The organism is Flavobacterium sp. B114r, assembly GCF_056824125.1.
Genome location: NZ_CP124858.1, coordinates 5065586 through 5089652, shown reverse-complemented (window position 1 = coordinate 5089652; position 24067 = coordinate 5065586). Strand labels below are relative to the sequence as shown.

Here is a 24067-nt window from a genome sequence, read left to right as displayed (position 1 = left end):
AAGCGTCTTTAACGGTTAAAATCCCAATATTTTAAGTAATTTTGAATCCCAATAATTCCATTCAAACTTCATGCAAAAAGCAATCAACATTATAATAGTCTTTTTAATTTTTACTTCAGGTTTCGCTCAATCAAATCATGAAACCCCAGAAGTTGATCCCATTCAAATTCAAAAAAACTTTGCAGATTGGTCAGCATACCAAAGCAAAAGCATAATGCTTTCAAGAGATTTTACAGCATTAGATTCAAATTCAAAAGAAATTTCAAAAGAAATTTCAAAAGAATCTTTCTTAGATCAATTAGCAAACGGCAACTTCATCCCAATCCGATTAAAATCGGAAGATTCCAAATACTATTATAAGCTGTTCGAGATTCAGCCCAATTCAGATACAAGTATAAAAGCAACCATCAATCAGATTGGTTTTGACGCGCATAAGAATTTCGAAATGGAAGGAACAGCTTTCCCTAAATTCTCTTTTAAAGATTTAAACGGAAATCTGGTAACAAACGAATCCATGAAAGGAAAAATAATTGTTATAAAATGTTGGTACATTCACTGCACGCCATGCATAAGAGAATTTCCTCAGGTAAATAAATTAGCAGACGAATACAAAGACCGAAAAGACATACTATTTATAAGCCTCGCCGAAGATTCGCCAGAACAATTAAAAACATTTTTAGCCAAAAGACCTTTAAAATATTCGGTAATTCCAAGCATGAAAGTGTATATGAATGAAGCCTTACAACTCAATTCATTTCCAACACATTTTATCCTGAACAAAGAAGGAATGATTGCTAAAGTGCTGCCTAATTTCGAAAGTTTAGAAGTGGCTTTGGCAAAAGAAAGCATATTGCAGTCGAATTAATCTCGCAAAGTCGCAAAGTTTTTATTAGGATTGTTTTTAAGTTTAGTTTTGAATAAGCTTTCGACTTCTATTTTGAGATTTATTGCCTTTAAAAATTTCTTTTCTTTGCGCCTTTGCGTCTTTGCGAGAAATTTTCTTCGCATGGTAAAAACTTAGAGCCTTTGCACCTTTGCAACTCTGAACCTTTTTCCGTACTTTTGCACGAAATTAATTAAAAAGACATTCATGTTAACAGTCAATAATTTATCAGTTCAATTTGGCAAACGAATTTTGTTTGACGAAGTAAATACCACATTCACACACGGAAATATTTATGGAGTTATTGGAGCCAATGGTGCTGGAAAATCTACTTTTCTAAAAATCATTTCAGGCGACATTGACCCAACTTCTGGCCACATTCATTTAGAACCGGGAAAACGTATGTCAGTTTTAACCCAAAATCACAATTTGTTCGACGAGCATACGGTTTTGGAAACTGTTTTGATGGGAAATAAAGTTCTTTATGCTGTTAAAAAAGAAATGGATGAACTTTATTTAGACTACAACGACAAAAACGCAGACAGAATTGGAGAACTTCAGGTTCAGTTCGAAGAAATGAACGGATGGAACGCAGATTCTGATGCCGCATCGATGTTGTCTAACTTAGGAATCAACGAAGAGCATCATTATACATTAATGGGCGATCTTGAGGGAAAAATTAAAGTTCGTGTGCTTTTGGCGCAAGCGCTTTTTGGTAACCCGGATTTGCTTATTATGGATGAGCCTACCAATGATTTGGATTTTGAAACTATCTCATGGTTAGAAAATTTCTTAGCCAATTATGAAAATACAGTAATCGTAGTATCTCACGACCGTCACTTTTTAGACTCAGTTTGTACACATATTTCTGATATCGATTTTGGAAAAATCAATCACTATTCAGGAAACTATACGTTCTGGTACGAGTCTAGCCAATTAGCGGCAAAACAACGTGCACAGCAAAACAAAAAAGCCGAAGAAAAGAAACAGGAATTAGAAGAATTTATTCGTCGTTTTAGTGCGAACGTTGCCAAATCTAAACAAGCGACTTCTCGTAAAAAAATGATTTCTAAATTGAATATTTCAGATATCAAACCTTCAAGCCGTCGTTATCCTGCAATTATTTTTGATCAGGATCGTGAGGCAGGAGATCAGATTTTGAATGTAGAAAATTTAGAAGCTTCTGTAGATGGTGAACTTTTATTTAAAGGAGTTGATCTGAATATGGCAAAAGGCGATAAAATCGTTCTTTTCTCTAAAGATTCACGTGCTACAACAGCATTCTACGAAATTCTGAACAACCAGCAAAAAGCAGACGCAGGAACGTTTGATTGGGGAATTACAACGAATCAAGCTTATTTACCAGCTGAAAACCATTCTTTCTTCGAAAACGATTTGACATTGGTAGACTGGTTACGTCAATACGCAAAAACTGAAGAAGAGCGCGACGAAGTATTTATTAGAGGTTTCTTAGGGAAAATGATTTTCTCAGGAGAAGAAGCTTTAAAAACAAGCCGTGTATTATCAGGAGGAGAAAAAGTACGTTGTATGCTTTCGAGAATGATGATGGAACGTGCTAATATTTTAATGCTTGATGAACCAACGAATCACTTAGATTTAGAGTCGATTACAGCATTTAACAACTCGTTGAAAAACTTCAAAGGATCTGTAATTTTCACCACACATGATCATGAGTTTGCACAAACTGTTGGTAATAGAGTAGTAGAGTTGACACCAAACGGAGCAATCGATCGTTATATGACATTTGATGAATATCTTGACGATGAAAAAGTTCAGGAATTAAGAACAAAAATGTATGCTAAATAAAACATAGCTTTTAAATAGAAAAGAAATCCCGATCGTTTTACCGATCGGGATTTTTTATGTTTATTTATTACCACCAAAAAGTTTAGCGAATATAAAGATGATTATCGCAATAATAAAGATAACGATAAAGATCCCGAATCCCATTCCGGCTTTAAAGATGTCTCCAATAGCCTCGCAACTTGTAAATGAAAATAGTATTACGAATACCATTAACAAACGTGTAATGTTCTTTTGCATGATTTTGCTGTTTTTAGTTGTTTTAAAAAGAATCTACTATTCTAATTATCGTAGAATAAAATTACTTCAAACATCAAAAAAAGGTGTTATATAATTTGGTTCAAAAGTTCTATGATTTTGACTAAACGACAAATTGAAAATATTAAGGATATTCGAAAAAAAGAGCCATAGGCTCCATCCGTATTATAGGGCTGGATTTTAATCCAGTTTACAAGCATAAAAAAAGAAAAACATCAATATATTCCACGTTTAATTTACAGCGTATTTAATTTTGAATATGCACCACACAGTATAGCGTTGTCAAACTTTGCAGCCACGGAAAAGATTTCTGCGCTATCGTTGCGCTTAGACGATTGCTTGGGTTGGTATTTGTATACCGGGTAATCACGTTTGCGAGAACTGTTATTATGACTTAGTAGTATGTTTCTTTAGCCATAAAGTTGCTTCATTTGTATTTTCCCAAATGTATTTAGCAAATTCTGCATAATAGTTTGCCTCGTCTGCGCCGCCCCAACTATAATAGTCAGTGGTGTTAGTAATTGGTTTTTTAGACAGAAGTTTAGTTGCTACAAATTTATTTTGCTTAATTGCCTTTTGGAGTTGTTTATTAGTATTATCCGTTTCTCCTTCTGTTTTGAAAGCGAACAGGGCTCTGTTAAAAAGCGAAAATGTACCATCGTCATCTTTAAACATCGTAGCATATTTTTGGAATTTTTCATTCTCGTCAAGCAGAATAAAATAAAGTAAAAGTTGATCTCTTACTCCTTGGTTGTCATTTTCATTGAGTGCAATTATTTCTTCTGAAATTATTACGGCCTCTTTTGTTTTTCCAATTTTGTAAAGGCAAACAGAGTAGTGATATAAACAACGCATGAAAGGCCGGGTTTCATGGATGTACCAAAATTTCCCTTTATTTCTTTCAAAAAAAGTTTCATTAAAATTTTCTCGGCCTATTTTAATTCCTTTTTCAAAAAAAAGAATTGCAATTTCTTCAACATCTTCGATTGAACCGAGAAATTCATATGCCTCAATACAATTATTGTCAAGTTTCAAAGCTTTTTTTATATTTTGTCTAGCTTTAAAAGTTGGAAGATCGTAAGCTTCATAAACTAAGTTTTGTGCTTGTTCTTGTGAAGTTAATACTTCTTCCGGAAGTGATGGGATCTGCTGATCCATACTTTCCATAAACTTTCTTAGATCTTTTTCTGATTTGAAATCTTGTGAGTTTAAAAATCGATGTAAGTCGGTGATTAATTTATCATGATCTTTATTCATAGGTTAAAAGTAAAAAAGTATTGTTATGTTAAAATAGTTCATTAATTAAAAACAAAATGTAAAAATATTATTTTTTATAAAGTTACAATGTATAGTATGAAATTTATTTAAGCGATAAAAGTTTCTCCAAATCAAAAATAAATATTTCCCCACCCAACACCCCAACAAATAAATTCTGATTTCGTATATTTGCCCAACCAAACATTACACTTAATTATGAGTCAAAAAGTATTACTTAGTTCAAAAGAAGTTACTATTATACTCCATCGTTTGGCTTGTCAGTTAATCGAAAAACACCTTGATTTCTCGGATACTATTTTAGTTGGGATTCAGCCAAGAGGCGTTTTTTTAGCTGAACGTTTAAAACAAATATTAGAAAACGAATATCAGGTTCCTGAAATTTCTTTAGGATATCTGGACATCACTTTTTTTAGAGATGATTTTCGTCGTACTGATAAACCGCTGGAAGCCAATAAAACACAAATAAATTTTATAGTCGAAAACAAGAAAGTCATTTTTATCGATGATGTATTGTTTACCGGACGAAGCATACGTTCTGCTTTGACTGCAATTCAATCTTTTGGGCGACCATCAGAAATCGAATTGTTGGTGTTAATCGACAGACGTTTTAGCCGTAATTTACCTATTCAGCCCGATTATCGCGGCCGTCAGGTAGATGCAATTAATGACGAAAAAGTAAAAGTAAGCTGGAAAGAGAATGAAGGCGAAGATGCGGTTTACCTCATAACGAATTAGTTTAATCGGTTAATTGTTTAATCGCAAAAACGAGACAATTAAACAATCAAACAAATAAACGCTTAAACAATCAACGAATAAACAAAAAAACATGACAGAGAATGAAGCGTTTATTTATGAATCAATTTTTAATCAGGTCAGAATGGGATTTCTTTCCCTTGATGAGATTCAGGAGAACATTATAGAAGAAATTGAAGACAACGAATTTGCAGATGAAATCTCAGAAGAGTGGGCTTTTGACAAAATAAGAGAAGAATACCAAAAATTACTGGCAGAAAGTAAACAATGGGAAAGTCCAACAGATACTGAAAGGCTAATAAAAGCGTTTGATGAATTGGGTGATGAAAACATCGTCGCACTTCACAACGCAGGTTACACCACAACCGACGGTGAATATGAAGTGGTTGAGGTAGAAAGAGAACTGCAGGAAAACGAAGTAGAATCTGACGGTTATTGTTTTTATCACGAACAAGATTTGGCGAGAGCAATTGCAATCGAAAATCCAAGTTTGTTTATCGCTTTTCAGAAAGTAGATAATTCTGATGATGCAACGACAATAGAAGTAGGGAAAGTAGTGGCTGAGGTTTTAATAAACAACGATTTTAAAATAATCTGGAATGGCTCTGCTAAAACTAAAATCGAAATTCCGGGTTTCAGATGGCAAAAGATTTTTGATGAAGATGCAAGAGATCTCCAGGATTACAGTGAAGTTGTAGACAGAATGGTTCAATAAGCAGCTTCTCTTTTTAGAAGCATTGAAAGACTGAGTGTTTCAGAAATTCATGAATTTGACAAATAAATATTAAAGAAATAAAAATGAAAGAATTAAGCGTAAATCATTTATTAGGAATAAAATACATCAATGAGAATGATATTAACCTGATTTTTGAAACTGCCGATCATTTTAAAGAAGTCATTAACAGACCGATTAAAAAAGTTCCTTCATTACGAGATATAACCATTGCCAATATTTTCTTTGAAAATAGTACCAGAACAAAACTTTCGTTCGAGTTGGCACAAAAACGATTATCTGCTGATGTTATCAGTTTTTCGGCAGCTCAGTCTTCGGTTAAAAAAGGAGAAACCCTGATCGATACAGTAAACAATATTCTTTCCATGAAAGTAGACATGGTAGTAATGCGCCACTCCAATCCCGGAGCGGCTTATTTTTTATCCAAAAATGTCAAAGCAAGTATTGTAAACGCCGGAGACGGAGCACATGAGCATCCAACACAGGCTTTATTAGACAGTTATTCGATTAGGGAAAAATTAGGAGATGTAGCCGGAAAAAAAGTAGTTATTGTAGGCGATATTCTACATTCAAGAGTAGCTTTATCTAATATATATGCATTGCAAATGCAAGGCGCCGAAGTAAAAGTTTGCGGACCAAAAACATTGATCCCAAGATATATCGAATCACTTGGTGTTACAGTTGAACCCAATCTAAGAAAAGCTTTGGAATGGTGCGATGTAGCCAATATGCTTCGTGTACAAAACGAACGTATGGATGTGAACTTCTTCCCATCAACACGTGAATACGCACAACAATACGGAGTCGATAAACCTTTATTAGATTCTCTTGGAAAAGAAATCGTCATCATGCACCCGGGACCAATCAACAGAGGAGTAGAGATCACTTCTGAAGTTGCAGATTCCGATCATTCAGTGATTTTGAATCAGGTAGAGAATGGTGTTGCAATCAGAATGGCGGTGATTTATTTATTGGCGTCTAAGATTCAGTAAGTTTAGTTTACAGTTTCGGTCTCAGTCTGCAGTGTCAATGACAGGCTTATAAACGGCTGTCACCCTGAGCGAAGTCGAAGGGCGCACCAATAGGAACGGGCTTCGACTTCGCTCAGCCTGACAAAATTGAGAATGAAAACTGAAAACAGCGACTGCGATTGAAAACTGAAATCACAAAGTTTAAAAAACTGAAAACTGACACTGCGACTGAAAACTAAAAAAATTGTACCTTAGCTTCTCAATAGCGCCTATAAATTAGAAGATGAAAGTAGATCAAAAAGGACATACCGTTACGATTAAAGATACACAGGGAGATTTTAATGCTTTTCTGGAAAAAGTAACGCAGCAATTTAAAACCTTTGAAAAACAAAATATTATAATCGATTTATCAGCAGATGCAGGTTTGACTGAAAAAGATTTGAAACTTTTTTTACCACTTGTAAAACAGCAAAAAAAAGCCAAAAAGTCGTTTGTAATTGTAGTCGCTGATCTTGACTTTAATGCTATTTCAGAAAAATTAATCGTGGTTCCGTCGGTTTTAGAGGCGCACGATATAATTGAAATGGATGAAATTGAAAGAGACCTCGGTTTTTAAAAAATGATTAATAGTTTAGCTGTTTAATCGGTTAATCGTTCAGCTGTTTAATCAATTTGCGATTCAACCAAGTACCAATTTTACGATTACACAGTTAACCACATAAACGAATAAACATAAAATTGAAACTTACCATACTTGGCTGTTATGCCGCAACTCCCAGAACTATTACCAACCCAACTTCGCAGGTTTTAGAAATTAAGAACAGATTGTTTTTAATTGATTGTGGTGAAGGAACTCAGGTACAATTGCGTAAAAACAAGATTAAATTTTCAAAAATTAATCACATTTTTATTTCGCATTTGCACGGTGATCACTTTTTTGGACTAATTGGAACCATCTCGACTTTTGCACTTTTAGGACGTACTACGGATCTTCATATTTATGGTCCAAAAGGAGTAAAGGAAATCATTACTTTACAACTTAGATTATCCAATTCCTGGACGACTTATGAGTTGTTCTTTCATGAATTAGAATCAAAAGAAAGCGAAGTTATTTTTGAAGATAACAGAGTAATTGTAAAAACTATTCCGTTAAAACATCGTGTATATACGAACGGATTTTTATTTCAGGAAAAACCAGGTGAAAGAAAACTGAATGTTGATGCAGTTCAGCAATATGATATTCATACTGCTTATTATCAAAAAATAAAGAATGGCGGAGATGTTACGCTTGACGACGGAACTGTAATTGAAAATGAGAAATTATCTTTCGATCCAATTCCAGAAATGAGTTATGCATTTTGTTCTGATACTGTTTATCATGAAGACATTTTACCGATTATAAAAGATGTTGACGTGTTGTATCATGAATCAACTTTTTTAGAATCAGAAGCTCTTCTGGCTTTAAAAACATTGCATTCAACAGCTAAAGAAGCAGCCAGAATTGCATTGAAAGCAAATGCAAAACAATTGGTTCTGGGTCATTATTCTACAAGATATGATGGTATTGAACGCTTTAAAGAAGAAGCCGAAGAAATCTTTCCAAATGTACTTTTAGGAGACGATGGAAGAAGTTTTGAGTTTTAATCTCAGTTTCTATACTGAGGCTTTGGAACTAAGTTTTCGAAAAAGTTAGAGTCAACAATCTAAAATCAACAATCTAAAATCAGCAATCATGAATGATTTAAGCAATTATAGAAAATCTTACGAGAAAAGTGAATTACTGGAAGCTAATATTTCGGAAGATCCTATTAATCTTTTTAACCGATGGTTTCATGAGGTAGAAGATTTTGGTGCAAAAGGAGAAGTAAATGCCATGACCGTTTCGACCATTGGATTGGACAGTTTCCCAAAATCAAGAGTAGTTTTATTAAAGAAATTTTCTGAAGAAGGTTTTATTTTCTATACCAATTATGATTCAGAGAAAGGAAAAGCAATCGCTGCAAATCCGCACGTTTGTTTGTCTTTCTTTTGGCAGGAAATGGAACGTCAGGTGATCATAAAAGGTATTGCACAAAAAACATCTGAGAATATTTCTGATGGATATTTTGATTCTCGTCCTGACGGAAGTAAGTTGGGCGCAATTGTTTCGCATCAGAGCGAAGTGATTCCTTCAAGGACTTTCCTGGAAGATAATTTGAAGAAATTAGAAAAAGAATTTGAAGGAAAGCCAATCCCGAGACCTGCAAATTGGGGCGGCTATTTAGTAACTCCATTAGAGGTAGAATTTTGGCAGGGAAGACCAAATAGGTTGCACGACAGGATTCGTTATCAAAGTCAATCTGATTTCTCCTGGAAGATTGAACGACTTTCTTCTTAGTCTGTAGGATTTTTATATTTAATAATTGAATAATTATGTATTTCATCGATTAATTTTGCAGTTTGCCGATAAATTGAATATGTTTGAATAAGAAAAACAAGACAATTTATTTAAAAATATAATTTAAGGAATTTGCCCCAACATTTACTTTAATTTTAACTGCTATTGATTATGAAAAAGATTATGTGTGCCATGATGTTCGTTGTAATATTTATTACAATGAACTCATGCTCTGCAGATAGTGCCGAGGGAAGCAATAATAGTACTACTACTGAAGCTCTGATAACAAACTACTCCTATAATGATTCAGAGTTAGAAACCATGAAACTTATTAATGACTATCGTTTAAGTATTGGTTTGAATGCATTAGAAAAAATAAATCATATTTCGTTTAAATGTGAAGAGCATAATAAATACATGATTGCAAATAATGTTGTTGATCATAATGATTTTACCTCACGTTCTAATAATATTGTTAGTGTTTTAGGAGCTAAAAAAGTAGGCGAAAATGTAGCTTATAATTATAAAACTTCTGAAGCAGCTGTTAGAGCATGGTTAGATAGTCCTGGACATAAAGAAAATATCGAGGGAGATTTTACTCATTTTGGTTTGTCAGTAACAACTGATCCTAAAACAGGAAAAAAATACTATACGAATATATTCGCTAAAATTTAAAATATTATTGGACTGGTTGGTTTTTAGTGGTCGTTGTAAATCTATGATTTGCAACGACTTTTTTTATTAGAAAAAATCCCAAAATAAAAATTCCAAATTTCAATAATGTATGCATTTACATTATTGAAATTTGGAATTAAATAATATTGGAATTTAATTAATAACATTAGATTTTTAAAGTCCTGTAATAATAAATTCGCTTCTTCTGTTCATTTGGTGTTCTTCTTCAGTACATTGTACTCCGTCAGAACAACCGTTTACAAGTTGAGTTTCTCCATATCCTTTTCCTGTTAATCGGTTTTTGGCCACACCGTTTTTGATCAGCCATGCAATCGTCGATTTTGCTCTTCGGTCTGATAAAGCCTGATTGTACTGATGTGTAGCCCTGCTATCTGTATGGGAACGGATATCGAGTTTCATTGTTGGATTGTTGTTTAGTACATCGAGGATTTTCTCTAGGTCGAGTGCTGCTTCGGTTCTTATGTTTGATTTATCCAAATCGAAATAAATCATTTTGATGCCAAAACATTTTCCCAGATCATCCCCAATGGTCACCTTGCAGGTTGATTTTTCCAGAGCAATAGGAAGACTTGTTTTTCCGGTTAGTTTTCCAATAGTCACGCTGACTTCCTTGGTTGTGTACTCTTGTTTCTCGGCCCTAACGTTATAGGTTTTCCCACATTCAACAGCAAAAGTATAGTAGCCGCCTGCATCAGCAATTGAGGTGTTTTTGAGGATTGTACCTTCGTATAAAGTAACTTTTGTTCCCGCTAGAATTGCGCCCGTATTAAGATCTGTAATAATGCCTTCTAATGTCTGAACACATTGCAGTTTTCTGGTTTCCAAAAATTTGTAGATATCATCAGAACCCTGACCCCCATCTTTATTAGAGCTGAAATAACCTCTTCGCGAAGCCGGATCTATGATATAGGCAAAATCATCTTTGGGAGAATTCACATCGGCTCCCACATTCTGAATATTGCTGATGGTTCCGTTGTCCTCAATTTTACCCACAAATACATCGAGTCCCCCAAGTCCGGGATGTCCGTCTGATGCAAAATAAATTTCGTTTTCGCTTGTGACATATGGAAATGTTTCCTTGCCTTCGGTATTGATGGTATTGCCTAGATTCTCAGGAGTACCATAACCTCCGTTATTATTGATGCTGACTTTATAAATATCAGATTGTCCTAACGTTCCGGGCATATCAGATGCAAAATACAAGGTCTTTTCATCCGGACTCAGGGCAGGATGCGCCGTGCTGTAATTATCACTATCGAAAGGAAGCTCTGTAATGTTGGTCCATTTGCCGTTTTCCTGGGTCGCCTTGTATATTTTGACTAAAGTAATTTTGTTTTCATCTTTTCCTTTTTTGCCGTTTACATAATTGTTTCGGGTAAAATAAACTGTTTTTCCGTCTTTGGTAAAAGCCGGTGAAGCTTCATGGAATTTGGTATTGATCGAAGTTTTGAACTTGTTTACCTTCGAGGCTGTGCCTGTTGCAGGATCTACATCTGCAAAATACAAATTGGTAAAATATTCATTGGTCCATTTGTGTTTGCGCTGCGAGAAGTTTCCGGTATCCCTGGCCGAGGCAAAGTATACCTTGTTGTCGTATACAAAGGATCCGTAATCGGAATACTTGGAGTTGATCCCGGCATCTTCGATTTTATAACGTCCTGAATTTGCTTTGATCTGATCAAGGTAATTGACATCTTCTTTGTATAATTTTCCCCTGTTGTCATTTTTGAATTTGGCATTGAACTCTGCCAGGATTTTGTTGGCCTTATCAGTTTGTCCGGTTGATTTCAGCGATTGCGCATATCTATAATAATATTCTGGTTCTACAGAAGTATTCATGGCAAACAATTCTGTGTACCATTTTGCAGCACCGTCAAAGTCGGAATTGAAGTAATAGGAATTTCCGAGTTTTTTGAACATGTCCTCGGATTTGTATCCTTTCTCAGCTACACGTTCATAGGTTTTTATGGCATCGATATAAGCATAATTGTCGTATTTTTTATCACCGGCCGCTACTTTGGATTGTTGGGCATAACTGTCAAATGAAAAAACAATTATAAGGGTCAGGCAAAGGAATATATAATTTTTCATAGTCATTTATTTTTAGAAGAAACGTGGTGTTGTCATTTTACCGTTGTTTTTGAAGAATTCATAACGCAGGAATATCTCATGTGATCCTGAGTTATAATTTTGCAGTCTGGTGGTTTCACGGTCGTAACCGTAACCTATGTACAAGCCATCTGTGACCTGAAAGCCTACCATGGCACTTACCGCGGCGCTCCATCTGTAAGCTGCACCTACAACAAATTTATCGATGAACATAAAGTTGGCCGAGATATCGACCTGAAGCGGTGCCCCTTCGACCATTTTACCCAATACAGCAGGTTTGAACTTGATATATTGGTATTTATCAAGATCAAATACATATCCTGCAATTAAATAATAATTGATTTTATCTTTATAAATGGCCACATCATTATCATCATACCGATTGGTTTCGATAAAATTAGGAACTGATAATCCGATGTAGGCTTTATCAGAATGCCAGTAAACCCCGGCTCCAATATTAGGCTTGAAGACATTATCGAGATTCTGGAATTGTGGATCTCCCTGATCGGCAGGATTTAATTTACTCACATCGAGGTTGAATAAATTACCTGTGGCTTTTATACCAAAGGAAAGTTTAAAATCTGCCGATGTCTGAACGGTATACGAAAGATCAACCGAAAGATTGTTCTCATTGGTAGGACCAATTTTATCATTGATTAATGAGATACCAACTCCCAGATTACTGTTGTTAATTGGGCTGTTAACCGAGAAACTGCTGGTCTCGGGAGCTCCGTCGAGTCCAACCCATTGGGTACGATATAAACCAAAAATACTCAAAGCTCCTCGCGATCCTGCATAAGCCGGATTTATGGTTATGGTGTTGTACATGTATTGCGTGAATTGTGCATCTTGCTGTGCATAACTGGCAATGGTTACAAACATAATGACGAAGAAAAATAATTTTGTTCTCATAGTAGATTATTTTTATTATTACTATTGATTTTTTCTATTAATTAAAATCCTAAAAAAAGTCAATTCATTTGTATATTCAAAAATAAGGATTTTTTCTATTAATTATTTGTAAATATATTTTTATGTATTTGTTATACAGTGATTTATTGATTCTTGTTATTTTGATATATATAAATATCCATCTTTCTTGTTGTTCTGAAGTACATTATTTCCATCTAATGATTTATAATTAATAATGTAGAAATAAGTTCCCGTTGGCAGTCCGTCAGATTGCTTAACAGTTGTTCTGCCTCTTGATGTTCCGTCGAAAGCGTTGGAGGTATTATTATAATTATCAGTTTCAAAAATCAATATTCCCCAACGATTATATATTTCTACATTGTTTTCAGGATAACAAGTTGTATCATCAATATTATCTATTTTGAAAAAATCATTTATTCCGTCGCCATTAGGAGAGAAAGCATTGTTTACCACAACATTTCCGCAGGCTAATACTTTACAGTCATCATTTACTTCCATACTAAGTACAATACTTCTAGGACAATTTTGATCAGCGATTCTATATTCAAAAGTATAACTACCAAGCGCTAAGCCCAATGCATTAAAAGTGTTTCCTTGTATGGTATTGCTATTAGTAGAATCAACCCAAACTCCTGTTGTTGGTGTGTTCTCCGGTAACAGTTTAAGTAAGTCAATAAGGGTTGAATCATCATTACAAGCTTTGCTGACAATATTTATTATTCCATTTGGAACGACAGTTATTGTAATAGTCGCTGTAGAACAATTTCCTGAATTTAATTTGTCGCAAATCTGATAACTATAAGTGTAAGTTCCTGCTGGAGTTAAACCCGATACATTTACATTTCCTAAAGCATCAAAAGTGATGTTCGGATTTGTTTTTGTTCCGTTATTAGTTTCATTTAATAATGTAAAGTTTACCAATTCTAACGACGCTTTGATGATACCTTTAAAGTCATTGATCAAAACGTTTCCTACTAACCCAAATGTATTACAGCCAATATTATTATAAACATCATTTACAGCAAGTACGGGAGTAGGAGGTGCAGGATCGACAATAGTAATAGTTACAGTTGCAGTATCACAGTTTGAAGTCTCATCAGCCTCACAAATTTGATATACTAATGTCAAAATACCGGTAGGTGCATTTGGTAAAACATTTACTGAACCATCAGTATTAAGTTGTAAAAACTCATTAGGTGTTACTGTTTTAATAATAACATCAGAAGCAGTTACAACAAGGCCTTCAAGTGTGTCATTTACCAATACATTTAAAACATTTGATGTTGTAGTAGTCGATCTGGCAATTGGACCACCAGTATCATCGTTAGCAACAATATCAGAATATGTTTTACAATTAACTCCAAAGTCAGCATCCAGATGTACTAAATCTTCAGGTGTTATTGTTACAATATATCCGCTTGCGCCTCCGGTAGTACTACAAACAGTATGCTTTTGTGTTTTATTTGTTGTTTTTTTGCCTGTAATTGTTGGAAGAACTTTTACCAAACCTGTAGCTCCTAAGGCCGAAGCAACAGCATCCAGATTAGCATCTTTTACTAATTTAATAGTATAATCTCCATAGGGATTAGCAGTACCTGGTCTGTCTCTCCAGTATCCGGTAAGACCTACAATTACTTCTTCGTGATATCCGTTAGGACCATCAATAATAACATTAGAACTCAGAGCATTTCCGAAACCACCGGCATTTAATTCACCTACATTCGAGGGTCCCGTGTAGCTTCCATCCCCATTTAAGTCAATCCATTCCCATTGGCTGTAATCAATAGCTCCATTGCTGTCAGGAATGTTTTTGGTTACAATGCCGTCATTATTAGCATCATACCATTCATCCTGAACTCCGTTTCCATTCGTATCATACCAAACATAATCACCTAAAACGGGAAGATTTGATTTTTCATATTCAAAATTATGTTGTTGAATTTTACAGTCTTCCAGTGTTGTAAAGAATAAACTTGAATCTACAGGATACAATTGATGTGCACTATTAAGGTTAGCATCCTGAACCTGCACTACATAACTTCCGGCAGACATACCTGAGAAATTATAAAGTCCATCAGCACCAGTTATACATAATAAAATAGGACCGGTGGTAGCACCTTGAGGAATTAAAGTAACGGGTACATTTGCAATTGGTGTATTAGTATCTTTGTTGATTATTTGCCCGGATATTTTAACGGTATAACTTGGTTGAGTAATTACAACCGTTGCAGTTGCTGAACAAGTTTCGTTTCCTGCATTTACCGATGATGTTGATGTAAGTGTATAGTTTCCTGCCGGTAAATTTGAATTACTGACAACTTCATTGTTTTCATTTCTAATAATTACAGTAGATCCAGGACTATTAGTAACTAAGATCAAACCATCTTTTCCTCCAAAACAAGTTACATTAGAAACAACACCTGTTACTGAAACTTTATTTTCGACAGTAAACGTTTGTTTTAGTTCCGTTTTATTTCCGGCACAATCTGTTAAAGTATAAGTTCTGGTTAATATATACGCATTTCCATCGCAACCATTTCCTCCATTATTAGAATCGCTTACTGTGATGTTTACAGTAGTGCTGCAATTATCAAGAGCATCTTTTATATCATTTGGACTACCAGCCGGAATGTCAGCAATACTTTGCAAATTAGCGACATCAGACGGAGCTGTTCCTGTAGGGGCAGTCGTGTCTCTAACGGTTACAATTTGAGTGTAAGATGTTGTATTTCCACCACAATCACTAGTAGTCCATTTGCGTGTTAAAGTATAATTAGAAGCACACTCGTTTACGATATTGCTTTTAGTTTCTGTGAAAACAATTGGTAAATTACCATTGCAATTATCAGAAGCCTCCATATTTGCAGGTTCAGGAACAGTATCACAAGAAACTGTAATGTCAGAAGGAAGATCACCAATAAATGTTGGAGCAGAAGTATCCTGTATTGTAATCACTTGCGTGAAAGTATCAGAAATATTTCCACAATCGTCTTTAGCAGTCCATGTGTTGGTGTAAGTTCCTGCATTCGAACAATCAGCCGAAGCTACAAACAAACCACTTATTTTAGTGATATCCGAAACATCACTATCACATAAATCAGAAGCTGTTGGTAACAATGCTTGCGCCGAAAGTAAAGCTGCTGCATCACTACATTCTATGGTTTTGTTTAAAGAAGCAACTTCAGTTGACCATGTTGGGGCAGAAGTATCCTGTATTGTAATCACTTGCGTGAAAGTATCAGAAATATTTCCACAATCATCTTTAGCAGTCCATGTGTTGGTGTAAGTTCCTGCATTCGAACAATCAGCCGAAGCTACAAACAAACCACTTACTTTAGTGATATTCGAAACATCAGTATCACATAAATCAGAAGCTGTTGGTAACAATGCTTGCGCCGAAAGTAAAGCCGCTGTATCACTGCATTCTATTGTTTTGTTTAAAGAAGCAACTTCAGTTGACCATGTTGGAGCAGAATTATCTTGTATTGTAATCACTTGTGTGAAAGTATCAGAAATATTTCCACAATCGTCTTTAGCAGTCCATGTGTTAGTGTAAGTTCCTGCATTCGAACAATCAGCCGAAGCTACAAACAAACCACTTATTTTAGTGATATCCGAAACATCACTATCACATAAATCAGAAGCTGTTGGTGATAATGCTTGCGCCGAAATTAAAGCTGTTGCATCACTGCATTCGATAGTTTTGTTTAAAGAAGCAACAGTAGTTGACCATGTTGGAGCAGAAGTATCTTGTATCGTAATCACTTGCGTGAAAGTATCAGAAATATTTCCGCAATCGTCTTTAACAGTCCATGTGTTGGTATAAGTTCCAGCATTCGAACAATCAGCCGAAGCTACAAACAACCCACTTATTTTAGTGATATTCGAAACATCAGTATCACATAAATCAGAAGCTGTTGGTGATAATGCTTGCGCAGAAGTTAAAGCTGCTGCATCACTGCATTCTATGGTTTTGTTTAAAGAAGCAACTTCCGTTGACCATGTTGGAGCAGAAGTATCTTGTATTGTAATCACTTGCGTGAAAGTATCAGAAACATTTCCGCAATCGTCCTTAACAGTCCATGTGTTAGTGTAAGTTCCTGCATTCGAACAATCAGTCGAAGCTACAAATGCACCACTTACTTTAGTGATATCCGAAACATCAGCATCACATAAATCAGAAGCTGTTGGTAACAATGCTTGCACCGAAATTAAAGCTGCTGCATCGCTGCATTCTATAGTTTTGTTTAAAGAAGCAATTTCAGTTGACCATGTTGGAGCAGAAGTATCCTGTATTGTGATCACTTGCGTGAAAGTATCAGAAATATTTCCACAATCGTCTTTAGCAGTCCATGTGTTGGTGTAAGTTCCTGCATTCGAACAATCAGCCGAAGCTACAAACAAACCACTTATTTTAGTGATATCCGAAACATCACTATCACATAAATCAGAAGCTGTTGGTAACAATGCTTGCGCCGAAAGTAAAGCCGCTGCATCGCTGCATTCGATAGTTTTGTTTAAAGAAGCAATTTCAGTTGACCATGTTGGAGCAGAAGTATCCTGTATTGTAATCACTTGCGTGAAAGTATCAGAAATATTTCCACAATCGTCTTTAGCAGTCCATGTGTTGGTGTAAGTTCCAGCATTCGAACAACCAGCAGAGGCTACAAACAAACCACTTATTTTAGTGATATTCGAAACATCAGCATCACATAAATCAGAAGCTGTTGGTGATAATGCTTGCGCCGAAATTAAGGCTGCAGCATCACTGCATTCTATGGTTTTGTTTAAAGAAGCAACTTCAGTTGACCATGTTGGAGCAGAAGTATCTTGTATCGTAATCACTTGCGTGAAAATATCAGAAATATTTCCGCAATCGTCTTTAGTAGTCCATGTGTTAGTGTAAGTTCCTGCATTCGAACAATCAGCCGAAGCTACAAACAAACCACTTATTTTAGTGATATTCGAAACATCAGTATCACATAAATCAGAAGCCGTTGGTGATAATGCTTGCGCCGAAATTAAAGCCGCTGCATCGCTGCATTCTATAGTTTTGTTTAAAGAAGCAACTTCAGTTGACCATGTTGGAGCAGTAGTGTCTTCAATAGTAATCACTTGAGTGAAAGCATCTGTACTATTTCCGCAATCATCCTTAGCTATCCATGTATTGGTATAAGTTCCTGCATTTGCACAAGATGGAGATGGTACAAATAGACCATTAGTTTTAGTATATGTTACTATTGAGCAATTTGCAGTAGCACTTGGAGCTTGGTTTTGAGCGCTACTTAATCCTTCAATGTCACTACATTGTACGGTAACATTTATAGATCCTTCTTGTGTAATCCATGTTGGAACAGTTGTATCCTGAACAGTGATAACTTGAATAAATACGGTTGAGGTATTATTGCAAATATCATTTGCTGTCCAGGAGTTAGTATAAGTTCCGGTACTTCCGCAAATTCCTCTTTGAAATTGTCCGCTAGTTTTAGTATAAGTTACTGTTCCACCACAATTATCAGTTGCAACCGGCGCTTGGTTTTGTGCTGTTGTCAATCCGGCAGTATCACTACATTGCAGAGTTTTGTTAAGGGCTGTTGGAGCACTTGTCCATGTTGGAGCTGTAGTATCCTGAATGGTGATTACCTGAGTAAATACTGTAGAAGTATTCAAACACACATCTTTTGCAATCCATGTATTGGTATAGGTCCCTGCATTTTCACAAGTAGCAGAAGCTACAAAAGTTCCTTCAGTTTTAGTATAAGTTACTGTTCCACCACAATTATCAGTTGCAACTGGCGCTTGGTTTTGTGCTGTTGTCAATCCGGCAGTATCACTACATTGTAAAGTAGTATTTAAAGCCGTTGGAGCAGTTGTCCATGTTGGAGCTGTAGTATCCTGAATGGTGATTACCTGAGTAAATATTGTAGAAGTATTCAAACACACATCTTTTGCAATCCATGAATTGGTATAGGTTCCTGCATTTGCACAAGTAGCAGAAGCTACAAAAGTTCCTTCAGTTTTAGTATAAGTTACTGTTCCACCACAATTATCGGTTGCAACCGGCGCTTGGTTTTGTGCTGTTGTCAATCCGGCAGTATCACTACATTGCAGAGTTTTGTTAAGGGCTGTTGGAGCACTTGTCCATGTTGGAGCTGTAGTATCCTGAATGGTGATTACCTGAGTAAATACTGTAGAAGTATTCAAACACACATCTTTTGCAATCCATGTATTGGTATAGGTTCCTGCATTTTCACAAGTAGCAGAAGCTACAAAAGTTCCTTCAGTTTTAGTATAAGTTACTGTTCCACCACAATTATCAGTTGCAACTGGCGCTTGGTTTTGTGCTGTTGTCAATCCGGCAGTATCACTACATTGTAAAGTAGTATTTAAAGCCGTTGGAGCAGTTGTCCATGTTGGAGCTGTAGTATCCTGAATGGTGATTACCTGAGTAAATATTGTAGAAGTATTCAAACACACATCTTTTGCAATCCATGAATTGGTATAGGTTCCTGCATTTGCACAAGTAGCAGAAGCTACAAAAGTTCCTTCAGTTTTAGTATAAGTTACTGTTCCACCACAATTATCGGTTGCAACCGGCGCTTGGTTTTGTGCTGTTGTCAATCCGGCAGTATCACTACATTGCAGAGTTTTGTTAAGGGCTGTTGGAGCAGTTGTCCATGTTGGAGCTGTAGTATCCTGAATGGTGATTACCTGAGTAAATACTGTAGAAGTATTCAAACACACATCTTTTGCAATCCATGAATTGGTATAGGTTCCTGCATTTGCACAAGTAGCAGAAGCTACAAAAGTTCCTTCAGTTTTAGTATAAGTTACTGTTCCACCACAATTATCAGTTGCAACCGGCGCTTGGTTTTGTGCTGTTGTCAATCCGGCAGTATCACTACATTGCAGAGTTTTGTTAAGGGCTGTTGGAGCAGTTGTCCATGTTGGAGCTGTAGTATCCTGAATGGTGATTACCTGAGTAAATACTGTAGAAGTATTCAAACACACATCTTTTGCAATCCATGTATTGGTATAGGTTCCTGCATTGGCACAAGTAGCAGAAGCTACAAAAGTTCCTGTTGTTTTAGTTAAGGTAACTGTTGAGCAATTATCAGTTGCTGCAGGATTCAGAGCCTGAGCTGTTGTTAACCCTGTCGCATCACTACATTGTAAGGTAGTGTTCAAAGCCGTTGCAGCATTTGTCCATGTTGGCGCAGTAGTATCCTGAATGGTGATTACCTGAGTAAATATTGTAGAAGTATTCAAACACACATCTTTTGCAATCCATGTATTGGTATAGGTTCCTGCATTGGCACAAGTAGCAGAAGCTACAAAAGTTCCTGTTGTTTTAGTTAAGGTAACTGTGGAGCAATTATCAGTTGCTACAGGATTCAGAGCCTGAGCTGTTGTTAATCCTGTCGCATCACTACATTGTAAGGTAGTGTTCAAAGCCGTTGCAGCATTTGTCCATGTTGGAGCTGTATTATCCTGAATGGTGATTACCTGAGTAAATACTGTAGAAGTATTCAAACACACATCTTTTGCAATCCATGAATTGGTATAGGTTCCTGCATTTGCACAAGTAGCAGAAGCTACAAAAGTTCCTTCAGTTTTAGTATAAGTTACTGTTCCACCACAATTATCAGTTGCAACCGGCGCTTGGTTTTGTGCTGTTGTCAATCCGGCAGTATCACTACATTGCAGAGTTTTGTTAAGGGCTGTTGGAGCAGTTGTCCATGTTGGAGCTGTATTATCCTGAATGGTGATTACCTGAGTAAATACTGTAGAAGTATTCAAACACACATCTTTGGCAATCCATGTATTGGTATACGTTCCTGCATTGGCACAAGTTCCTGCTACAAAAGTTCCTGTAGTTTTAGTATAAGTTACCGTTCCATTACAATTATCGGTTGCAACCGGCGCTTGGTTTTGTGCTGTTGTCAATCCGGCAGTATCACTACATTGAAGAGTTTTGTTAAGGGCTGTTGGAGCACTTGTCCATGTTGGAGCTGTATTGTCTTGAATTGTAATAGTTTGCACCGCAGTAATGTCACCACAACCTGCCGAAACTTTAAAAGTTCGTGTTACTACTATCGGGCATGTGCCTGATACAGTATCAGAATAGGATATGGTATAGGTGCCAATTAAAGCATTGTTTGGCAATGTTCCTCCCGCGGCTGTCAATTGAGCTAAACTTATATTGGTACTTGCTGTACTGTACACAAGTCCAGTAATTGCTGCAGTACCACATCCTGAAATAGTTGTATTAGCAGGTGCAGTAAGTGCTGCCGCAGGACTAATTGTAACAGTTGATCCAAGCGAAGTTAATTCGCAGTTTGTAGCACCATTCTTCACTTTTACAGTATAGACTCCACTAGTCGTTGCGGTTAGTGTTGCAGCTGTTTGTCCGGCTATCACATTATTGTCTTTGTACCAAACATAAGTTGGAGAAGTTGCATTTGTAGTTGCTGTCAATGTCGTTGATCCGCAAGCGGTTAAAGTTCCTGTAATTACCGGCGTGCAAGGGACAAAATAACTCGGACTACTGATAGCTTTTAAATCACTGGCGCAAGATGAATTCTGATAATTCAAAGTCGATGTACTTACAGTTTGATTTCCGCAGGCAGTTCCGGTTGGTGTTAATTGATAAGTTAAAGTAATGGTTTCTGTATTCAAAAAATCAGTATTCCATGTAATCACTTGTCCTGATGTCGAAGTAGTTCCTTTGCTCGTTGTAATTGAACCTATAGTAAAACCAGGAATAACAGTCTCTTTGGTAATCAGACTTTGCGCAACCCATGAAATTTGTGTTGCGATTTGGTTATATATTGCAGTTAAATCTGCCCCATTTGGTGTAATGTAAGAAGAACTTCCCTGAATGCCATCCAAAGTGTATTTAGCCACATATTTATCGCTTCCGGGAGTATTTATATTACCGGAAATTCCGCCAAATAAACCAACTGAAAAAATTTGATTATTATATGTTATATTTGATTTTACAGTAGTTTTAGCATTTGTGGCAGCAGCTATAGCTGATGTGACACACACTGATGCTATATTGGCATTATTGCAAGTTGGAGATCCTGTAGTTCCTGTTTGCGTTGTTACACCATCAGTTAGTAAAATGATACTTCTTGCAGTTTCACAATTAAATCTTCCATTGGTTTCTAATTCAGTTTCAGCTTTTACAAGACCATCTTGAATATTTGTTCCATTAGTAGCATTTAGTGCATTAATTTTTGCATTGATAGCATTTACACCAGTAGTAGTTAGGCTAGTCAAACCAATCTCCAGTTTTGCAGTTGTTGTGTAGGAGACAACTGAAATACGATTATTAGTGCTGGCAGCAGCAGCTTGAGTAACAAAAGCTTTTGCTGCAATTTTAGCATAATCCATAGAGGTTTTTGTATCACCGGCAATGGGGTAGCCCATACTTCCGGATACATCAATAACTAAAATTACATCAGAATTTCTGGTCGGTGGATTTGAACCTGTTATATCTACTTTTACATTCACAATCCCACAATTAGTGGCATTCGCAGTAACGGTTTTATTAGTTGTTATCGTTTGTGCAAAGCCAATAAAAGAGGAAAGAAGGAAAAATACAATACAATGTATTTTTTTTGTGTCTCGTAAATAATTGCTGAAAGAGAGTAATAGTTTTTCCATGTTAAATTATTTTAAGGTCTTACCTGGTATATTTTGATTAATCATTAGCAGGGTTAATGATGTAAGTGTGTAAAACTGTATTAAAAGAATAATCCGCACAGTTTGTTGAAGTTGCAGTAATTTGATTACAAGCCCATTTTTGTAACGAAGTGCCAACTGGTACTGTAATGTGTATATAGAAATTAATAGATTGTCCTGCGTTCACAGTAATCTCGTTAACTGGATTTTTTTCAGAATCTATAAAATTACTATTGATCGTAACATTACCTGCTGTACTGGTTTCATCAGGATTAGTACACGACGTATTTATATTCTTAGTACTCAGGGTGAAGGTATCAGTAGAAGAGCTGTTGTTGGTGAGTACCATTGAGTAGTAAGTTCCGTCAGGCGGAGTACTTCTGGTATTTCCATTATTTTCAACAACCAGTGTGCCGTTGCACGAACCAGATTGAGCAAGTGAAATGCTGGAGATTAAACAAAAGACTATTGCAAATAGGTTTTTTTGAAAAATGTTATTTTTAAAAGAAAAAATAAACTTACAATTATGAACAAATTTCAATGCTTTTTCTAAAGTAGTTTTGGTTCTCATAACTTAGTATTTTGGTTTATGATGTTTATCAAATTTTAACAGAATCAAAGTTATAGACAGTGATTAATTTTGATTTTTTTTGTCCATAACTAACCTAAAAACTCGTTTAAGTGTAGAATTTTTGTTATAGAAAGCCCAAAAAAGCATTTTTATTTGTCATTTTTAACAAATAAAAAACCGTTGTATTTTTATTTTTTCGACTAAAAATCTAAAATATGAAACAGTTTAAATGATTAATAATCAACTATTTAGTTAAAATTTTGCAAATTTATATAATATCGACTAAGTGTTTATTTTAATAGATGAAGAACACTTGTCGTAAAAACAGCCCAATTTTAGAGTGATTGATTTTATCATTTTTGAAGATTGTTTATTCTTGTTAAAATTTGTATTAAATGTTAACAGAAATAAAAAAACGAGAGGGATTGATATTTCTTTTGTAAATTAGAAGTTCAATAAAAAAAGATTAACCTCCTAAGAGGTTTCTAAACCTGTCGCTTATGAAAAATTTAATTTTAATACGTCATGCTAAATCAAGTTGGGAAGCACCTCTTAAAGATTTTGATAGACCTTTAATGAAAAAAGGAATATTAGATGCACATGAAGTTTCATCGAATATTTCAAATTTCCTTCCTAAAACATATATAATGTGGAGTAGTACTGCCGCCCGGGCATCAGAAACCGCATTAATTTTTGCACAAAACATTTCGTATCCTATAGAAAGTATAGTTTATAAGGATGATCTTTATACTTTTGACGATAAACAATTGGAAAAGATTATCAAATCATGTGATAATAGTTTCGAAAGCGTTATTCTTTTCGGACATAACGAGGCTATTACAAATTTTGTTAATAAATTTGGGGATGTTTTTATCGAAAATGTTCCTACTTCTGGCTTTGTATCATTGCAATTTGATGCAGAAAGTTGGAATACTATAAATAAAGGTAAAACCCATAAAACAATTTTCCCCAAAGATTTAAAATAAAGAAT

General features: G+C 35.6%; 16 protein-coding genes. 10 read left to right on the top strand and 6 right to left on the bottom strand.

Annotation, left to right across the window (positions count from 1 at the left end; translation table 11 throughout):
* Window positions 1-70: 70 nt before the first annotated feature.
* The gene (locus QLQ94_RS21235) at window positions 71-865 is read left to right on the top strand and encodes a TlpA family protein disulfide reductase (RefSeq protein ID WP_482498452.1); all 795 of its coding nucleotides are present in this window, start codon (window positions 71-73) and stop codon (window positions 863-865) included.
* 225 nt (window positions 866-1090) lie between these two features.
* Window positions 1091-2710: an ABC-F family ATP-binding cassette domain-containing protein gene (locus QLQ94_RS21230; RefSeq protein WP_271338484.1), complete on the top strand. Its 1620-nt coding sequence runs from the start codon at window positions 1091-1093 to the stop codon at window positions 2708-2710.
* Window positions 2711-2770: 60 nt separating this feature from the next.
* Here QLQ94_RS21230 and QLQ94_RS21225 read toward each other — a convergent pair whose 3' ends face one another.
* Both QLQ94_RS21225 and QLQ94_RS21220 read right to left on the bottom strand, forming a co-directional pair.
* Window positions 2771-2947, bottom strand: a complete 177-nt coding sequence (locus tag QLQ94_RS21225; protein WP_271338483.1) for a hypothetical protein — start codon at window positions 2945-2947, stop codon at window positions 2771-2773.
* Between the two features lie 405 nt (window positions 2948-3352).
* A complete protein-coding gene (locus QLQ94_RS21220; RefSeq protein ID WP_427403074.1) occupies window positions 3353-4222 on the bottom strand; it encodes a hypothetical protein in 870 nt (289 codons plus the stop codon).
* A 216-nt stretch (window positions 4223-4438) separates the two neighbouring features.
* On the opposite strand from QLQ94_RS21220, the gene pyrR reads away from it, so the two are divergent.
* From pyrR to QLQ94_RS21185, 7 genes are all read left to right on the top strand, one after another.
* A complete protein-coding gene (pyrR, locus tag QLQ94_RS21215; RefSeq protein ID WP_271338481.1) occupies window positions 4439-4978 on the top strand; it encodes a bifunctional pyr operon transcriptional regulator/uracil phosphoribosyltransferase PyrR in 540 nt (179 codons plus the stop codon).
* Window positions 4979-5069: 91 nt separating this feature from the next.
* Window positions 5070-5711, top strand: coding sequence for a DUF6891 domain-containing protein (locus tag QLQ94_RS21210; protein WP_482498450.1), 642 nt, complete (start codon window positions 5070-5072; stop codon window positions 5709-5711).
* A gap of 83 nt (window positions 5712-5794) precedes the next feature.
* Window positions 5795-6721, top strand: a complete 927-nt coding sequence (locus tag QLQ94_RS21205; RefSeq protein ID WP_029273654.1) for an aspartate carbamoyltransferase catalytic subunit — start codon at window positions 5795-5797, stop codon at window positions 6719-6721.
* 262 nt (window positions 6722-6983) lie between these two features.
* Complete coding sequence (locus QLQ94_RS21200; protein ID WP_271338479.1) at window positions 6984-7316, top strand: ribonuclease Z; 333 nt, start codon at window positions 6984-6986, stop codon at window positions 7314-7316.
* A gap of 122 nt (window positions 7317-7438) precedes the next feature.
* Window positions 7439-8344 (top strand): ribonuclease Z, encoded by a 906-nt coding sequence (locus QLQ94_RS21195; protein ID WP_482498448.1) that lies wholly within the window; start codon window positions 7439-7441, stop codon window positions 8342-8344.
* Between the two features lie 88 nt (window positions 8345-8432).
* Window positions 8433-9077 carry a pyridoxamine 5'-phosphate oxidase gene (gene pdxH, locus QLQ94_RS21190; RefSeq protein ID WP_482498446.1) on the top strand — a complete coding sequence of 215 codons (645 nt, stop codon included), beginning with the start codon at window positions 8433-8435 and terminating at the stop codon, window positions 9075-9077.
* Between the two features lie 171 nt (window positions 9078-9248).
* Entirely contained in the window at window positions 9249-9752 is a 504-nt protein-coding gene (locus QLQ94_RS21185) for a CAP domain-containing protein (protein ID WP_482498444.1), read from the top strand.
* A 174-nt stretch (window positions 9753-9926) separates the two neighbouring features.
* On the opposite strand, the gene QLQ94_RS21180 is transcribed toward QLQ94_RS21185, so the two are convergent.
* From QLQ94_RS21180 to QLQ94_RS21165, 4 genes are all read right to left on the bottom strand, one after another.
* Window positions 9927-11864, bottom strand: a complete 1938-nt coding sequence (locus tag QLQ94_RS21180; RefSeq protein ID WP_482498442.1) for an OmpA family protein — start codon at window positions 11862-11864, stop codon at window positions 9927-9929.
* A gap of 12 nt (window positions 11865-11876) precedes the next feature.
* Window positions 11877-12794, bottom strand: a complete 918-nt coding sequence (locus QLQ94_RS21175; RefSeq protein ID WP_482498440.1) for a PorP/SprF family type IX secretion system membrane protein — start codon at window positions 12792-12794, stop codon at window positions 11877-11879.
* A gap of 156 nt (window positions 12795-12950) precedes the next feature.
* Entirely contained in the window at window positions 12951-22487 is a 9537-nt protein-coding gene (locus QLQ94_RS21170) for an HYR-like domain-containing protein (RefSeq protein WP_482498439.1), read from the bottom strand.
* 37 nt (window positions 22488-22524) lie between these two features.
* Window positions 22525-23076 (bottom strand): hypothetical protein, encoded by a 552-nt coding sequence (locus tag QLQ94_RS21165; RefSeq protein ID WP_482498436.1) that lies wholly within the window; start codon window positions 23074-23076, stop codon window positions 22525-22527.
* Between the two features lie 500 nt (window positions 23077-23576).
* On the opposite strand from QLQ94_RS21165, the gene QLQ94_RS21160 reads away from it, so the two are divergent.
* Entirely contained in the window at window positions 23577-24062 is a 486-nt protein-coding gene (locus QLQ94_RS21160; protein ID WP_271337610.1) for a SixA phosphatase family protein, read from the top strand.
* Window positions 24063-24067 lie beyond the last annotated feature (5 nt).

Coding starts and splice junctions, on each gene's coding strand:
- QLQ94_RS21235 (WP_482498452.1), top strand. CDS start 71: ATGCAAAAAGCAATCAACATTATAATAGTCTTTTTAATTTTTACTTCA.
- QLQ94_RS21230 (WP_271338484.1), top strand. CDS start 1,091: ATGTTAACAGTCAATAATTTATCAGTTCAATTTGGCAAACGAATTTTG.
- QLQ94_RS21225 (WP_271338483.1), bottom strand. CDS start 2,947: ATGCAAAAGAACATTACACGTTTGTTAATGGTATTCGTAATACTATTT.
- QLQ94_RS21220 (WP_427403074.1), bottom strand. CDS start 4,222: ATGAATAAAGATCATGATAAATTAATCACCGACTTACATCGATTTTTA.
- pyrR (WP_271338481.1), top strand. CDS start 4,439: ATGAGTCAAAAAGTATTACTTAGTTCAAAAGAAGTTACTATTATACTC.
- QLQ94_RS21210 (WP_482498450.1), top strand. CDS start 5,070: ATGACAGAGAATGAAGCGTTTATTTATGAATCAATTTTTAATCAGGTC.
- QLQ94_RS21205 (WP_029273654.1), top strand. CDS start 5,795: ATGAAAGAATTAAGCGTAAATCATTTATTAGGAATAAAATACATCAAT.
- QLQ94_RS21200 (WP_271338479.1), top strand. CDS start 6,984: ATGAAAGTAGATCAAAAAGGACATACCGTTACGATTAAAGATACACAG.
- pdxH (WP_482498446.1), top strand. CDS start 8,433: ATGAATGATTTAAGCAATTATAGAAAATCTTACGAGAAAAGTGAATTA.
- QLQ94_RS21185 (WP_482498444.1), top strand. CDS start 9,249: ATGAAAAAGATTATGTGTGCCATGATGTTCGTTGTAATATTTATTACA.
- QLQ94_RS21180 (WP_482498442.1), bottom strand. CDS start 11,864: ATGAAAAATTATATATTCCTTTGCCTGACCCTTATAATTGTTTTTTCA.
- QLQ94_RS21175 (WP_482498440.1), bottom strand. CDS start 12,794: ATGAGAACAAAATTATTTTTCTTCGTCATTATGTTTGTAACCATTGCC.
- QLQ94_RS21170 (WP_482498439.1), bottom strand. CDS start 22,487: ATGGAAAAACTATTACTCTCTTTCAGCAATTATTTACGAGACACAAAA.
- QLQ94_RS21165 (WP_482498436.1), bottom strand. CDS start 23,076: ATGAGAACCAAAACTACTTTAGAAAAAGCATTGAAATTTGTTCATAAT.
- QLQ94_RS21160 (WP_271337610.1), top strand. CDS start 23,577: ATGAAAAATTTAATTTTAATACGTCATGCTAAATCAAGTTGGGAAGCA.